Raw genomic sequence first — 15926 nt, 5'->3', positions numbered from 1 at the left:
TTACAAAAAAAGCCATAGGTTTTTGTAATTTTTCCGGAGGACAAAAAATCCCGCCCGAATCGGGCGGGATGGGCGGGTCCATGTTACTCCCTCAGTCAGCCCTGCGGGCTGCCGGCTCCCTCTCTGAGGGAGCCGTCGCCGCCAAAGGTGGTGATGGAGGGAGTTCAATTTGCCTGGGGCAGGGTCACGATCGCCTTAAACAGGTCGCCGTCCACGGCCAGGTCAAAGGAGCCTCCCTGGAGCTCGGTGAGGGATCGGGCGATGGACAGTCCCAGGCCGGAGCCCTCGGTGGACCGGGACTCCTCTCCCCGGACGAACCGCTCCATCAGCCGTTCGGCGGGGACATTCAGCGGCTCCCGGGAGATGTTCTTTACTGACAGGGCCACCTGGCCCTTCCCCCGCTCCAGATCCAAGTAGACTCGGGTGCCCTCCATGGCGTACTTGGCGCAGTTGGACAGCAGGTTGTCAATGACCCGCCATAGGTGGCGGCCGTCGGCATAGACCCAGGTCTCCCCCTCGGGGAGGGTGGTCACCAGGGTGAGTCGCTGCTGGGTCAGCCGCTCCTCCCACTCCGCCGTCGCCTGGTCGATGAGCTGGGCCATGCCAATCTTCTCCCGAGCCACCGACAGCACCCCCGTGGACGCTTTCGACGCCTCCACCAGATCCTCGGTGAGCTTTTTCAGCCGCTGGGACTTCCGGTCCAGCACCTCGATATACTCCGCCGCCTTGGGGTCGGTCTGGTCGGTGGATTTCAGCAGGTTGACATAATTTATGATTGAGGTGAGGGGCGTCTTCAAATCGTGGGAGACGTTGGTAATCAGCTCCGCCTTGAACCGCTCGCTCTTCATCTTCTCATCCACCGCCGCCGACAGCCCGGCGGAGATGTTGTTCAAATCCTCCGCCTGGAGGCGCAGGTCGTAGGGCATCCGCCGGGTGTCGATCTGGTATTCCAGATCCCCCTTGGCGATGGTCTTGGTGCCCTGGCGCAGGCGGTGGTAGCCGTAGGCCCACCAGGACAGGAAGAGCAGCAAGACCAGCTGCAAACAGAAATACATCAGCATAAATACACCGTCATACCTCCCCACCGCGATCAGCCAGAAGGAAAATACCACATACGCCCCGAAGCCCAGCACCAGTTTCCAGGTGAAGGGCAGGAAGCGAAGGAAGTCATGGATGGTCTTCACCATCCATGTGACCACCCTGCACAGCAGGGTGGTTTTCCCCAGACAGCCCGCCTTGAGTCGGACAGCCAAGGTGCGCAGCAGCAGAGCGGCGCACCCCACCCCGGCGGCAAAAAAGGCTCCGGCCCCCATCACGCCCAGCTTGTAAAAGCCGTTGAAATCCTGATTCGGAATGGAGTAGACATTGGCCGCTCCCCAGTAGAGCTGCTCCGCCGTCCAGATAAAGCAGGCAGCCAGACAGACCTCGGAAGCAATCATAACCGCGGCGTACAGGTCAAAGAATATCCGCTCCTGCCAGGTGGTGACGGTCCCCTCCGCCCCCGCCCTGTGTCCGGCGGTCCAGAGCACCCAGACCAGGGCCAGCAGGATGAGCGCCCCCAGGCTCAAAAAGCCGGTGAGGTACTGGTCAAAGGCCGCCCGGTCCATGTTCCACATGCTCCAGATCTGGCTGAACTCGTCCTGAATCGAATCGTCAATCTTTTCAGGCACCCCGTACTCCAGCACCAGCTTCAGCGGCGCGGCTTCGGTCTCCGGATTGAGTCCCGCAGTGGGAGGATCAGAATATCCTTCGCCCGTTTCCGGGTCATAGTAGGATGCATTCCCATAGATATCCCCCTCCCAAAGCTCAAAGGAGAAGTAGTGTACATTCTGGACCGCCCGGATCATGGCCTCGTCGTCGTTGAGGTTGGTGCCCAGAAGGGTCTGCCCGTTGTCGGTGAGCACCCGGAAACGGAACCAGGTGTTCTGCCGGGAAAACTGCTCCTCCACCTTGGCCCGCTCCTCCCGCAGGGCCTCCGCGTCAGCGTATGCCAGGGGACTGGCGGTTCCCTCCTCCATCTGCCGCTCCAGCTGCTCCAGCTGCTGGGAGAGCTTGATCCCCTCCACCAACTCCCGCCGGCGTTCGTTCACGGCGTTGTAGTACCGGGAGGAGTTCTGCCAGCTGTCGTCGGCCACCGATCCGAAGCTGAGCATCGCCCGCACCCCGAAGATCCCCGCCCCAAAGGCGGCGGCCAGCAGAACGGCCCAGGCACACAGCTTGGCGATTACATTGCCTTGTAGCTTGTTCACGGCTACGCCCCCTTCTCAATCTTATAGCCCAGGCCCCAGACCACCTTCAAGTACCGGGGCTCGGCAGGGTTGATCTCGATCTTCTCTCGCAGGTGCCGGATGTGGACGGCCACCGTGTTTTCCGAGCCGTAGGCCGGGTCATTCCACACCTGCTCATAGATCTGCGCGGAGGAGAACACCTGCCCCGGGTGGGACAGCAGCAGCTTTAAAATGTTGTACTCAATAGGGGTGAGGCTGATTGGCTCCCCGTCCACGGTGACCACCTTGGCACCGTCGTCCATGGCGATAGGGCCTGCGCTGAGGAGGCCCGGGCCTTTCTCCGCCCCGCCCAGGGAGGTGTACCGCCGAAGCTGAGACTTCACCCGGGCAATTACCTCCAGAGGGTTGAAGGGCTTGGTGATGTAGTCGTCCGCCCCGATGTTCAGGCCCAGAATTTTGTCGGTGTCCTCACTCTTGGCCGTCAGCAGGATGATGGGCACGTTGCTCCCCTCCCGCAGCTTGGCGGTGGCCCGGATGCCGTCCAGCTCAGGCATCATGATGTCCATGAGAATCAGATGGATTTCGTGGGTCTCCGCCGCCCGGATAGCCTCCTTGCCGTTGAAAGCCTTGATGGTTTGATAGCCCTCGCTGGTCAGGTAGATATCCAGCGCAGATACAATGTCTCTGTCGTCGTCGCAGATCAGGATGGTGTACATAAATGCTCCCCCCGTTGTCTTTTCTGTCCTTAGCATAACACAGACTGTTTAAATCGCAAGTGGGAAAATATTAAGATGGCTTTAAAATTTTATTTTCAGTGCGTTGTACTGTAATAGTTTTCGGTTTTTTTGTATCTAACCTGTATCCAACGTGTAAGCAATTCTATGTAGAATGCGGAACTATAGATCATAAAACTCCAGTTATTGTGAAATCACAAGAGTTGAAGCATGAAGGATATGGTGCATATTCGGGGTATTTGATTGTTGAATGTATGGCTAGAAAGAACCGTACGCCGGAAGAAAGTGCTCGTCGAGAAAAAATCCGTGAGCTGCTGCAGATGGCAAACATCGACAGCATGGATGACATCCAGAACCTGTTCAAAGAGACCATTGCCGAGTTCATGGAAAAAGGGCTGGAGGCGGAGCTGGATGACGAGCTGGGCTACAGCAAATACGACTACAAGAACAAGGACACAGATAACAGCCGCAACGGGCACAGCAGCAAGAGACTGCGTACCAGTTTCGGCGACGTGGAGGTGTCGGTTCCCCGAGACCGCAAGGGTGAATTTGAGCCTCAGGTACTGAAGAAAAACCAAACCAGCATTAGCCAAGACATTGAAGAGAAAATCCTGTCCATGTACGCCAAGGGGATGACGACAGGGGACATTGAAACACACATTCAGGAGATTTACGGCATTTCCGTCTCGGACAGCACAGTCAGCCGGATCACGGACAAGATCCTGCCTGTAGCTCGTGAATGGCAGCAGCGCCCCCTGGAATCCATTTACGCCGTGGTATTTCTGGATGCCATCCACTACCATGTCCGCAGCGAAGGGCAGATCGTGAAGAAAGCAGTGTATATCGCAATTGGAGTCAACCTGGACGGAAGGAAAGATGTCCTGGGCATGTGGGTTGGTGAAAATGAGAGCGCTAAATTCTGGGCGACTGTACTCAACAGCCTGAAAAACCGGGGCATAGAGGATATTTTCATTGCCTGCACAGACAATTTGACAGGATTTGATGCGGCCATCCACGCCACCTTTCCTCAAACAGAAATCCAGAACTGCATCATCCACCAGCTGCGTAATTCCAGCAAGTATGTGTCCTACAAGGACCTGAAGGCCCTTATGGCCGATTTGAAGGCGGTCTATGCAGCCGTAGATGAGCAGGCCGCCTTGGATGCCCTGGACGCTTTTGAGGAGCGCTGGGACAAGAAATACCCGAAAATCTCCCAATCCTGGCGGGCCAACTGGGCCAATCTCAGCACCTACTTCAAGTATCCTCAGGAGGTGCGCAGGCTGATCTACACCACCAATGCCATTGAGGGCTTTAACCGCCAGCTGCGCAAGGTGACCAAGGCTAAATCGGTGTTTCCTACCGATGACAGCCTGCTGAAAATGCTGTATTTGGCCATGATGGATATTACGAAAAAGTGGACTGGACGGCGGCAGGACTGGAGCCTGATCCATGCCCAAATGGCCATCTACTTTGCTGAGCGTATGCCCGAGTAACACCGCCGTGGCCGGATGTCAAGGGCAAGATGAACTGCTCCTCTACCCACTTGACATCCGACCCCACCCGCGTTATGTTCTTAACATGGCAGCAGCCCGATTCCACGGCTGCCGCACTGAATAAATTTTGCTCTATTTGCACCCCAAATGGAGTTTACACAGAATTTGGGATTGACCCCCGGAAAATCATATACACGACGAATATCATTGAGGGACTCAATCGCCAATTCCGTCAAATCACAAAAAACAAGCCCAGCTTTACCAACGATGATTCTCTGCGCAAGATGCTCTACCTGGCCTCTCAGCGGATCGTGAAGCACTGGCACGCAAGATGCCAGAACTGGGATATGGTTCTCAATCAACTGCAGCTCATGTTCGCCGGCCGGGCCGTTGGCTGACCCCTTCCCGTAGCGTATCCCGGCAGCCAGGGCGGCATTCACGCCGCCAGCGGCGCGTATACCACACCGTCTGCCGGGACCTGTAGTCTAGGGCTTCAGTCCCCCTGTTTACCCTGTTTTCTCAGCGTCATCCTTGACTTTGTCGATTTTCGCTTACACAGAATTTTACACCGTGCCTGCAGCGGCGGGGAACGACCTTCACATCCACCTGGATCCTTTCTCCCGGACGAGTCATCTGCTGGTAAGGTTTTGGCGTATAAGCCTTTTTCTTCTTCTCCTGTGGGAACATCCCCAGTTTGCGCATGACTCGGAACAGACTCTCAGGCCGGCGGGTGTAGCCGCGCTGTTTCAGGCGGTGCCACAGCTCCACCAGGCCAAGCTGCGGATTGCGGCGGCGCATGTCCCGGATCAGCTTCAGCTCCGCTTCGGTATGCCGGTTTGGATGACTGTGAGGACGCCGGGACTGGCAGGCCAGGGACTCCACGCTCCCATCCCAGCGAGCACGCCAGAAATAGATATAGGACCGGCTCTTGTTGTACTTCCGGCTGGCTCGGCTGACGCCGTATTTTTCCGCATATTTCATTAGGGATTGCCTGTACGCCATGTCCTGTGTTATACTCTTTCTCATGAAGGATGTGGCCTCCTCTCGGTTGTGTTAAGTGTGACAACTCAACTTTAACCGATTTGGCACCATCCTTCTACCTTTTTCTTTCTCTACTGTCCAACATGTATTGTACTCCTACATCTATTGTTTACTAAACATGTAGAAAGCTGGTAATCAAATGGCAAAAAATCCAGAAAAAGGCGGCGGTATCATTCTGCCGGTTCTGATTTCGGTTTTGGCTACCGCAGCAATCAGCGCGGGAGGATTTGGCGCAGGCTATGGTGCGGGCATATTGAGATATGAGGTCTTGGGCAGCCCGCCCCAAGAGCAGGCCCAGCAAGAACAGCGCACGTCAACAAATTTGAAAAGCAGCTCCGCCGGGCCTAATGTAATCGTGGAAGACGGTACAATTACCTGGATGAGTGAAACCTGGATCGCCCATGGAGGAAGTACTGTCCCAGGGTTTGAAGCGTTGGGCTCCAGTCAAGTATCGGCCCCGCCAGTTCAGGAGCAACTGCCAGACAACAATCAGACCGATGAACAAGAGACAGCGCAGCCACAACCCCCGGAAGATAATTCGTCCGCCACAGCGCCGAATCAGCAGCCCTCGACGCAGCCCACCGGTTCCAGTGGAAATGTAACCGCCGCCAAAGGCGGAAACACCCAATCCGGTGTGAACATTAACCCGGCAAGCCCGTCCGGCACAAAGACGCAAAGTGGTGGAACAAATGCGGCGGCTCAGTCAGGTAGTAGCGGAAGTGGGGCTGGGAATGGAAACAACTTCAATACATACAACAATCAGGATCAGAAACAAACCACTGATCAGTGGGTATTGAATACCAGTACAAAAAAGATACATTATCCAAACTGTAGGGATGTTCCGAAGATTGCACCTCAGAACTACGCAACATCAAACCTGTCTGAAGCGGAGTTGCTAAGTCAGGGCTATACTACGTGTGGACATTGCCACTGAAATAAAAACCGCCCCCGGCGCTTGCAACACCAGGGGCAGCTATGAGGGAAGTAAGTTTTGACCAGCCTACTTCTCTCTCTCATTATAATTGAAGATGGGAGGAAAAGCAAGTAAAACGTGCAAACGGAACTGGCAGCGTGGTGAAGCTGTCCGGGAGTCGCCGCAGGCCGTACGCAGTTCGGAGCGCAAGTATAAAAAGGCCGGTCAGGCTTCGGTGTCCAGCTATAAGGCCTCCTGGGAGCGCTTGCGGGCCCTCCAGGACGTCGAGATGTTTCGGGTGACCATAGACAGTCTCCAAAAAATTGTCGACCAGGACGCGGTCCAGGGTCTTTCCAAGTCCAGCATACAGAACGATAAAATGCTGATGAAAATAACCTTCTTTTAATTAGATTTAAGTGGTTATCATACTAACATATCATAATATCAATAACACAACCAGAATGCCCCCTTGTACAAGGGGGCCTTTGAGCACGAGCCAGGGGATCAGGGATTGGGGTAGGCGTACACAATGGGCCGCACCTCGGGGGTGAGGGCCTCCAGGGTATAGCTGGCGTTCTGGTAGCCCTCAATGACGGCGGGCAGGGAGGCTACGGTGCTGGCATGGCTCTTGCTGTCGTGCATCAGGAGAATTACCCGGCTGGATACGCCCAGCCTGTCCAGGGCGTTGCTGGTCAGGGTGGCCGCGGAGGGCGGCTTGCTTACAGCGTCACCATTGGCCCGGTTCCAGTCAAAGTAGACAAAGCCCCGGCGGGTCATCTCGGCCACGATTTCCTGATAGATCTGGCCGTTATAGGCGTTGATGCTTCCCCCGGGAAAGCGGAAAATCTGAGGCGCCACCCCGGTGGCCTCCTCAATGATGTGATACTCCTGGGCAAAGTCGTCCAGGTAGGCCTCCACAGAGCCGTAAATTTTCCGGTAGCTGTGGGTATAGCTGTGAACTCCGATGGTGTGGCCCGCGTCCACAATCTGCTTCATCCACTGCCTGGACTGTTCCGTGTCCTTGCCCACCACAAAAAAGGTGGCCTTTACGCCGTACTGTTCCAAAATGGCCAACACCTCCGGAGTGCGGGCGGAGGGGCCGTCATCAAAGGTGAGGTAGCACACATTGGCCTTGTTTACCGTGTTCCAGTCGTGGGGCTGGGCGTACAGCTCAGGGTACAGCTCCTGGTAGGAGGGAACCTCCGGCCCGTCAGGCTCAGAGGCGTCTCCCGCCGGGACAGCAGACCCGCTCCCCTGGGGGGAACCGCCCTCAGCGCCTGGCTGGTACCAGGTGCCCCCGTCCGCCGCCGGCACCCTTCCCCACTGCTGGAGCTGGCTCAGCTCCGCTTTGGTTCGGGTCAGGGAGGCCTCCAGCCCCACGGCCACCCCGGTGGGAACCAGCACTGCCAGCACTGCCAGGACGGGAACCGCCCGCTTCAGCAGCTTTTTTACAGGGGACGGCCCGCCTTTCAGCCGGGACGGAACTTTCTCCTCCTGCCGCTCTATGGTAATCTCTTCGGACATTGACCCACATCCCCTCCGCCGTTCGACGCACTTCGACGCTTATACCTCTATTTTAGACCCCTTCGCCCCCAAAGGCAAGCCCCAATTTGCGGAAAAATATCCCGCCCTCCGAACTGAGGGCGGGACATGTTCTTTGCTCATTACCACAGGGAGACCTTTTTGCCTCTGCTGAGCACATACAGCGTCTTATCCTTAAAGTAGTTCACCGGGTCCATACGGGTGCTGCCCTTGCGGACCTCAAAGTGGAGGTGATTGCCGGTGGACCTGCCGGTGGTGCCTACGTAGCCAATCACTTCCCCCTGCTTGACCACCTGGCCCTGCTTGCAGCCGATCCGGCTCATGTGGGCGTAGAGGGTACTGGTGCCGTCGCTGTGGGAGACAATCACATAGTTGCCATAGGACCAGCTGCTTCCGGTGCCCTTGGCCGCGTGGATGACCACGCCGCTCTTGGCCGCATAGATGTTGGTGCCTGAGGGGGCAGGAATATCTATGCCGGCGTGGGTGCCCGGCTTGCCGGTAACGGGGTGAATCCGCCCGCCAGCCAGGGAGGAGATGGTGTTATATCCCCCAGGCAGCGGCCACAGGTAGCCGGACTCGCTGGGCACCTTGGCGATTTGAGAGGCGTACTCCCGCTCCTTGGCCTTGATCTGGCTGTCCAGCTCCTTGGCGGCCTTGTTCAGCTCCTCCTCCATCTCCTCCAGAACATCCTCCTGGGCGCTGATTTCGGCAATGAGCTTGTCCACCTCAGCCTCCTGGGCCTTCAGCTCATCCTGGGCGGCCATCTGCTCGGCCTTGGCCTCCTCCTGCTGGGCCTGAGCCCCCTCCAGGGCGGTGCGGTCGGCGGTCACCTTCTCCTGGAGCGCCACCAGGTCGTCGATCACCCGGTTGTCATACTCAATGATCTCCTGGATCATCATGTAGTTGTCCAGCAGCTCAGCAAAGTCGCTGGAGGAGAACAGGATGGACCAGTAGGACACCTCGCCCTGCTCCTCCATATACCGCATCTGGCGGCAAAACAGCTCAAACTGGGCTTTCTCCGCCTCCTCCGCCTCCTCCAGCTCCGCCGTCTTCTCGGTGATCAGCTGGTCATACATGGCAATCTGCTCGTTGATGTTGGCAATCTCCTGACGGATCAGGTCAATCTGGTCCTCCAGCAGCTGCTTTTTTTTCATGGCGGCGCTCTTATCCGCCTGGACCGCTTTCAGTTGCTCCTGGATCTCCTTTTTCTGGGAGGCAATGGTGCTGGACTTACTTTTCAGCGCGTCGATCTCCGCCTGAGTGACAGCGGAGGACTCAATAACCATCCCCGGCCCTGTCATAGGCAGAACCATAACCGCCGCCAGAACCAGGCCCAAAGCCCGGCGGAACAATTTGCTCTTTTTCACAGTGCGCCCTCCCCTCAGCGGATCATAAAGATGTTAGCGATAATAGGCAGCAGCATCAGCAGCGCCAAAAATCCCGCCAGGATGGACATAAACAGCTTCTGCTTCTTCTGGTTCTTCATTTGGAGGACCTCCCTGTCATTCTTGATTTCTATAAGGGCAGCCACAGGCCGCCTCTGCACACGGGCGCCGATCCGCTACACCTGCAAGAACTTCCGGATGGCGAACAGCGAACCTATCACACCGATAAACACGCCCACGCCGCAGAACACAGTCAGGATGGTAACGGCCATAGAGCCGTAGCTAATCATAGTGACCAGAGACAGTCCGTTGCCCTGGATGGCAAATTTGGCCACCATCTGGTACAGTCCCCACTGGACAAAAAAGGCAATCAGGGCCCCGGTCAGTCCCAGCAGCATACCCTCCACCACAAAGGGCCACTCGATAAAGCCGTCGGTGGCGCCGCACATCTTCATAATGGCGATCTCCTCCCGGCGATAGAAGGTGGCCAGCTTGATGGTGTTGGCAATGATAAACAGAGAGACAATCAGCAAAATGCCAATGAGCACCATGGCCACGGCGGTGGCGATATTGCGCACCATCACAAAGCCATCGGCAATCTCGGTGGCGGCGTTGACGTAGCCCACGCCCTCCACCTGTTCCAGGGCCGCCTTTGTCTCGGCCATCCGCTCGATCTCCACCACATGGACCCGGTAGCGGTCCCGCAGAGCGTCGTCGGGCAGCTCGTTGAGCACCTGAGTTGTATTGCCGTGCTTGGCCTTGAACTCCGCCGCGGCCTGCTGCTTGGTGACAAAGGTGAGCTTCGACACATTGTCCACCTGGGCCAGCGTGGGCTGAAGCATCCGGGCCTGATCCTGGGTGAGGGCGTCGTCTATGTAAACCAGTATCTCGTTTTCGTTCTCCAGGTCGCCCAGGGTATTGTCCAGATTAACCGCCAAAAGGGTAAAGGAGCCCATAATGAGCAGACAGGCCACGATCATGCACACCGCGGCAAAGGACATAAATCCATGGGTGAAGATGGAGTGAAACCCTTCGCTGACATAGTATCCTGTATTAAATCTTCTCGACATTGTAGTAACCACCTGTCTCGTCGCTGATGATCCGTCCGTTTTCGATGGTCACCACCCGCTTGTTGAAGCGGTTGACCAGATTTTTCTCATGGGTGACCACCAGCACGGTGGTGCCCAGCTCGTTGATGCGCTCCAGCAGCATCATAATCTCCAAAGAGCGCTGGGGGTCCAGGTTGCCGGTGGGCTCGTCGGCGATAATCATGCTGGGGTTGTTCACCAGCGCCCGGGCAATGGCCACCCGCTGCTGCTCACCGCCGGACAACTGGCCAGGGTAGCGGTCCCCCTTCTGGTCCAGGCCCACCAGCTGGAGCACGTAGGGGATGCGCCGGCGCAGCTCCCGGTTGGAGGCCCCAATGGCCCGCATGGCGAAGGACAGGTTGTCATACACCGTCTTCTTCTCAATCAGGCGGAAGTCCTGAAAGATGACCCCCAAAGTGCGCCTCATCTGGGGCACCTGCCGGGGCGTGATGTTGTTCAGGTTGAAGCCGTTCACCATCACCCGGCCATCGGTAGGTGCAATTTCCGCCGTAATCAGTTTAAGCAGGGTGGACTTGCCCGACCCCGACGGCCCCACCAAAAAGACAAATTCCCCGTCGTCAATGCGCACATTGACCCCTTTCAGGGCCTTGGTGCCGTTGTCATATTCTTTCTGTACGTCGATTAAGCGAATCATAGTGCGCTCTGCTCCCCGTTCAGCCAATTATTTTTCTCAGGCTGTCAGCTTTTTAGTGTATCACAAATCAAAAACCATGTAAACATATAATCTGTAAACGTTGGTTTCCTTTTTCTGTCGCCTTAGGTCGATTTTTACCGTTTTGTCATTTTTGTAACCTTATTGTAACCTATCGCCCGGGAAATAGCAAGGGGGTTTTTGGAATTTTTTCATAAAAACAGCGCCGCCCCATGGGCGGCGCTGAATATATTCTTGATTAAGACTCGATTCCCCGGGAGATGAGGTATTTCTTGACCATCAGTGCCACCTTAAAGGTGATGGCGTCGTCAAACTCCCGCAGGTCCAATCCGGTGAGCTTTTTAATCTTCTCCAGCCGGTACACCAGGGTATTCCGGTGGACAAACAGCTTCCGGGCGGTCTCGGACACGTTCAGGTTGTTCTCAAAGAACTTGTTGATGGTGAGCAGGGTCTCCTGGTCCAGAGCGTCAATGGGGCTCTTTTTAAAGACCTCCTGAAGGAACATCTGGCACAGGATGGTGGGCAGCTGATAGATCAGGCGGCCAATGCCCAGGTTCTCATAGTTGATGACGGTCTTCTCCGTGTCGAACACCTTGCCCACGTCGATAGCCACGCTGGCCTCCTTGTAGGCCCGGGCCAGGTCACGGATGTGGGGGACAATGGTGCCGATACCCACCACCACCTTCACGCCCAGCTCCTGGTTGACGGCGGTGACGATCTGCTTGGCGATCTTGCCCAGGTCCTTGGAGTCGGCCCCCTCGGACAGCTGCTTAATCAGGGCCACGTCGGTCTCGTTGATGGAGATGACAAAATCGGTCTGCTTATCGGGGAACAGGTTCTGGATTACGTCAATAGCGGACACGTCGGCGGGGCCCAACTGGCGCACCAGAAAGGCGGCCCGGGGGACTTCGGAGACAAAGTGGAGCTCCTTGGCCTGGGTGTAGATGTCACCCAGGAGGATATTGTCGGAGATGATGTTTTTGACAAAGGTAGCCTTGTCATGCTTCTCCTCATAATAGGTCTTGGCGCCGTTAAAGGCCACTACGGCCACGGCGCACAGGGAGGCGGCCAGCTCGTCCTCGCCCTTGACAAAGGCGGCGTAGTCAAACTGGGCCCCCCAGCCCGCAAGGGGCTTAAAGGTACGGCCCTCAAATCGGGCCAGATTGTTGTCCGCGCTGTTGATGGCGGCGACCACGCCGGGCCAGTGCTCGCCAATGCAGGTCAACTCGCTGCAGGCAACCACGATTCCTTCCGCGTCCACCACACCTACCATGCGGTTGATGTTGTCCTTCATTTGAAGTACGACTCCCTGGAACATCCTGCTTGACACAGCGATCCCTCCTACATTCTCTTTTGTGACGCTGTCTTATTATAACTGGTATCCCCCCTGTTTGGCAAGGGTTTTTTTTGATTTTTTTGTTCAAATCGACCAAAATTTTAGATAGTCTGCTCTAACCCCCACAGTTCCGCCCGCTCCTGGGGGGTCAAAAACCGCCAATTTCCCGGTTTTAGCCCCTCGTCCAGCGCCAAAGGCCCCATAGACAGGCGGTGGAGAGCGGTGACCGGCTTCCCCCGGGCGGCCAGCATCCGCTTCACCTGGTGGTACTTGCCCTCCCGCAGGGTGACCAGACAGACTGAGCCGTCCCCCAGCGGCTCCAGCACCGCCGGAAGGCAGCGCAGGCCGTCCCCCAGCTCCAGGCCGGCGGCCAGGGCCCGGACGTCCTCTTCGTCCACCCGGCCCTCCACCTCCGCCCGGTACACCTTGTCCACATGCTTTTTGGGGGACAGCAGGCGGTGGGCCAGACTTCCGTCGTCGGTGAGGAGAAGCAGGCCGGTGGTGTCCTTGTCCAGCCGTCCCACCGGGAACAGCCCCCGGCGGCGCAGCTCCTCCGGGAGCAGGTCCAGCACCGTGGACTGAAGCCTGTCCTCCGTGGCCGACAGCAGCCCTGCCGGTTTGTGGAGCATCACGTAGACAAAGGGGGCGCAGTCCACCGGGATGCCGTCCACCGTGAAGGACACTGCCGACGGGTCCAGCTTCTCCTCCGGGCGGAGGGCGGGTCTACCGTCCGCCAGCACCCGGCCCTGACGGACCAGCTCCCTGACCTCCTTCCGGCTCCACCGCCCGGTGGAGCTGAGCAGCTTGTCTATGCGTTCCAAAGCCATAAGGGCTCCCCTCTTTTCCGCATATCTCCAAAGAATTCCGCATATGGTGAAGGGAGAACAAGCCACGGAAGGAGATATGTGCTGTGTTGATCGTAACTGCCAAAATGCCCAGGCGCAAGCTGACATTGGGGGTGGCGGTGGCCGCCCTGCTGTGCTGCTGCGCCATCGCCCTGAACTTCGGCCAGGCCGTGGGACGGGAGGTCTCCGCCTCCACCCTGCCCAGCCCCAAGGGGATTAAAGACAATCAGGACCGGATCGATTACCTGTCCGCCTACGGCTGGCAGGTGTCGGAGGAACCCCTCTCCACCCAGGAGCTGCTCATCCCCCAGGAGATGGACGACAGCTACACCGAATATCTGGCCCTCCAGAACGGCCAGGGCTTTGACCTGCAAAAATACGCCGGCAAGCGGGTAAAGCGGTATACCTATGAGATACTCAACTACCCCACCGGCGAGACAGGGGTTCAGGCCAATCTGCTTATCTGCAAGAACACCGTAATCGGCGGCGAGGTGCTGTCCCCCCAGCTGGACGGATTTTTGCACGGGCTCGCCATGCCTTGAAGGCCGGCGGGGGTGGGGGTGCGGCTGGTTTAGAAACGCCCTCCCATCTTCCCAAGGGCGAAAGGCCCTGTCATAGAGCGGCTTTTTCCCGATTCTCCACAATATGCACGTTCAGATGGTCATAGGTCATCTCCACCCCGTGGCGGGCGAAGGACTCCCGCACTCCCTCCAGCAGGGCGTAATACACGGTCCAGTAGTCGCCGGAGGCGGTCCACAGGCGGGTGAGGTACTCAATGCTGCTGGACTGGTATTCCGATACGTAAACCACCGGGGCGGGGTCATCCAGAATACCCGGGGTGGCCTCCAGCACCTCCTGGATGGCCGCCCGCACCTGGGCGGTGGGGGCGTCGTAGGAGGCGGTGAATTTTAAATCCATCCGCCGCTTACCCAGGCGGTTGTAGTTGATGATCTTGGCAGCGGACAGCTGGCTGTTGGGGACAAAGATTTCTTTGTTGTCCGGGGTGACGAAGGTAGTATAGGACAGGGAGACAGCGGCAATCGTGCCGCTGACACCGTCGGCCTCCACATAGTCGTCCACGGAAAAGGGCTTGGTCACCAAAAGCACCAGCCCTCCGGCCAGATTGGACAGTGTATTCTGCATAGCCATGGACACCGCCAGGCCCGCCACACTGAGCACAGCGATAATGGAGGTGGTCTCTAGGCCCAGCGTCCCGGCCAGCATCAGGGCCAGCAGGAACCAGAGAAAAATGTTCACCGCGGTGTGGATGTAGGTTTTGATGGCCCCCACCGATTTGCTTTTGTTCAGCAGCCGGTCCACCATCCCCATCAGCAGCCGGATGACCAGCCAGCCCACCAGCACCATGATGAGCACCCGCAGCACGTCGCCCAGGGTCAGGTCCTTGACGCCTATGGTCCTGCCTACCGTTTGCAGGACTTCATCCACCGTTTCCATCCAACTCCTCCTTATCAAAACAGCCGGCCTCAGGCCGGCTGTTGGCTGTTTGATTAGTAGTTCATCTGCTTGCGGCGGGACAGATTCATAGTACCGTCCTGCATCTGGTCCAGGCTGTCCAGGCTCTTGCCGGTGCCAAAGGCCACGCAGGAGATGGCGTCGTCAGCCACATGAGTGTCAATACCGGTGTGGGACTGAACCAGCTTGTCAAAGCCCCACAGCAGGGAGCCGCCGCCGGTCATGACAATGCCGTTGGTGGAGATATCGGCCACCAGCTCAGGGGGCGTGCGCTCCAGTACGCCGTGGATGGCCTCCAGGATGGAGGCGGAGGTCTCCTCAAAGGCCTCGATCATCTCGCTGGAGGTAACATTGAACACCCGGGGCAGGCCGGTCATCAGGCAGCGGCCCTTGATCTCCATGGAGACCTCCTCAGGACGGGGGAAGACACAGCCAATGCTGATTTTCAGCTCCTCGGCGGTGCGGTCGCCAATCAGAACATTGTGCTTGCGGCGGATATACTTGACCACTGCCTCGTCAAACTTGTCGCCGGCCACCTTGATGGAGGCGGACTCCACCACGCCGCCCAGGGAGATTACCGCGATGTCGGCGGTACCGCCGCCGATATCCACCACCATGTGGCCGTCCGGCTTGGTGATGTCGATGCCCGCGCCGATGGCGGCGGCCACCGGCTCCTCAATCAGATAGGCCCGGCGGGCGCCCGCCTGGATGCCGGCGTCCACCACGGCGCGCTCCTCAACCTCGGTAATGCCGGAGGGGACGCAGATGAGCAGACGGGGCTTGAACAGAGAGAAGGAGGTCACCTTTTTCATAAACTCCTTCAGCATCCGCTCGGTCATGTCGTAATCGGAGATGACGCCCTCCCGCAGGGGACGCATGGCCACAATGTTGCCGGGGGTGCGGCCCAGCATGGCCTGGGCCTCGGTGCCCACCTTCAGCAGCTTGCCGGTGTTTTTGTCCATGGCCACCACAGAGGGCTCACGCAGGACAACACCCTTACCCTTGATATATACCAAGACCGAGGCGGTGCCCAGGTCGATACCGATATCCTTACTAAAGAAACCCATTCTCTGTTCCACCTTATATATTTATTCTAATTTCCAAAACCGCCCGGATGGGCGGCACTTAAACTCCACTTTTTATTATAACCCGAGTGTCCCCGGTTTTCAACCGTT

At 57.5% G+C, this 15926-nt stretch carries 15 protein-coding genes; 4 read left to right on the top strand and 11 right to left on the bottom strand.

Translation table 11 applies throughout. The features are described 5' to 3' along the window. Positions 1-164: 164 nt before the first annotated feature. The gene (locus NFS22_RS16385) at positions 165-2249 is read right to left on the bottom strand and encodes a sensor histidine kinase (RefSeq protein WP_251318779.1); all 2085 of its coding nucleotides are present in this window, start codon (positions 2247-2249) and stop codon (positions 165-167) included. 2 nt (positions 2250-2251) lie between these two features. After that, a complete protein-coding gene (locus tag NFS22_RS16380; RefSeq protein WP_251318778.1) occupies positions 2252-2944 on the bottom strand; it encodes a response regulator transcription factor in 693 nt (230 codons plus the stop codon). A gap of 272 nt (positions 2945-3216) precedes the next feature. Between NFS22_RS16380 and NFS22_RS16375 the strand changes: the two genes are divergently transcribed. Then, entirely contained in the window at positions 3217-4455 is a 1239-nt protein-coding gene (locus tag NFS22_RS16375; protein ID WP_251318777.1) for an IS256 family transposase, read from the top strand. Between the two features lie 29 nt (positions 4456-4484). Continuing rightward, entirely contained in the window at positions 4485-4853 is a 369-nt protein-coding gene (locus NFS22_RS16370; protein ID WP_338147987.1) for a transposase, read from the top strand. Between the two features lie 127 nt (positions 4854-4980). Here NFS22_RS16370 and NFS22_RS16365 read toward each other — a convergent pair whose 3' ends face one another. Continuing rightward, complete coding sequence (locus NFS22_RS16365; protein WP_251318776.1) at positions 4981-5481, bottom strand: hypothetical protein; 501 nt, start codon at positions 5479-5481, stop codon at positions 4981-4983. 154 nt (positions 5482-5635) lie between these two features. On the opposite strand from NFS22_RS16365, the gene NFS22_RS16360 reads away from it, so the two are divergent. Then, on the top strand, positions 5636-6430 hold the full coding sequence (locus tag NFS22_RS16360) for a hypothetical protein (protein WP_251318775.1): 795 nt from the start codon (positions 5636-5638) through the stop codon (positions 6428-6430). A 483-nt stretch (positions 6431-6913) separates the two neighbouring features. On the opposite strand, the gene NFS22_RS16355 is transcribed toward NFS22_RS16360, so the two are convergent. The 6 genes from NFS22_RS16355 to NFS22_RS16330 form a co-directional block, all read right to left on the bottom strand. Then, complete coding sequence (locus NFS22_RS16355; RefSeq protein WP_251318774.1) at positions 6914-7933, bottom strand: polysaccharide deacetylase family protein; 1020 nt, start codon at positions 7931-7933, stop codon at positions 6914-6916. A 140-nt stretch (positions 7934-8073) separates the two neighbouring features. Continuing rightward, positions 8074-9318, bottom strand: a complete 1245-nt coding sequence (locus NFS22_RS16350) for a murein hydrolase activator EnvC family protein (protein WP_251318773.1) — start codon at positions 9316-9318, stop codon at positions 8074-8076. A 194-nt stretch (positions 9319-9512) separates the two neighbouring features. Further along, positions 9513-10406: a permease-like cell division protein FtsX gene (ftsX, locus tag NFS22_RS16345; protein ID WP_251318772.1), complete on the bottom strand. Its 894-nt coding sequence runs from the start codon at positions 10404-10406 to the stop codon at positions 9513-9515. After that, positions 10390-11079: a cell division ATP-binding protein FtsE gene (gene ftsE / locus NFS22_RS16340; RefSeq protein ID WP_251318771.1), complete on the bottom strand. Its 690-nt coding sequence runs from the start codon at positions 11077-11079 to the stop codon at positions 10390-10392. The genes ftsX and ftsE overlap by 17 nt, the downstream gene beginning before the upstream one ends. Before the next feature lie 256 nt (positions 11080-11335). Then, the gene (locus NFS22_RS16335) at positions 11336-12427 is read right to left on the bottom strand and encodes a PucR family transcriptional regulator (RefSeq protein WP_251318770.1); all 1092 of its coding nucleotides are present in this window, start codon (positions 12425-12427) and stop codon (positions 11336-11338) included. Positions 12428-12534: 107 nt separating this feature from the next. Further along, positions 12535-13260 (bottom strand): pseudouridine synthase, encoded by a 726-nt coding sequence (locus NFS22_RS16330; RefSeq protein WP_251318769.1) that lies wholly within the window; start codon positions 13258-13260, stop codon positions 12535-12537. Between the two features lie 83 nt (positions 13261-13343). Here NFS22_RS16330 and NFS22_RS16325 point away from each other — a divergent pair, with 83 nt between their 5' ends. Then, positions 13344-13820 carry a DUF4830 domain-containing protein gene (locus tag NFS22_RS16325; RefSeq protein WP_251318768.1) on the top strand — a complete coding sequence of 159 codons (477 nt, stop codon included), beginning with the start codon at positions 13344-13346 and terminating at the stop codon, positions 13818-13820. 70 nt (positions 13821-13890) lie between these two features. Here the strand turns inward: NFS22_RS16325 and NFS22_RS16320 are convergent, their stop codons facing one another. Continuing rightward, positions 13891-14733: a mechanosensitive ion channel family protein gene (locus tag NFS22_RS16320; protein WP_251318767.1), complete on the bottom strand. Its 843-nt coding sequence runs from the start codon at positions 14731-14733 to the stop codon at positions 13891-13893. Positions 14734-14786: 53 nt separating this feature from the next. Next, a complete protein-coding gene (gene mreB, locus NFS22_RS16315) occupies positions 14787-15818 on the bottom strand; it encodes a rod shape-determining protein (protein WP_251318766.1) in 1032 nt (343 codons plus the stop codon). Positions 15819-15926 lie beyond the last annotated feature (108 nt).

It is taken from the genome of Flintibacter muris, assembly GCF_943192995.1.
Lineage (GTDB): Bacteria > Bacillota > Clostridia > Oscillospirales > Oscillospiraceae > Lawsonibacter > Lawsonibacter muris.
Note: the sequence above shows the minus strand (reverse complement) of the source record. Positions and strands in the feature narration are given on the sequence as shown.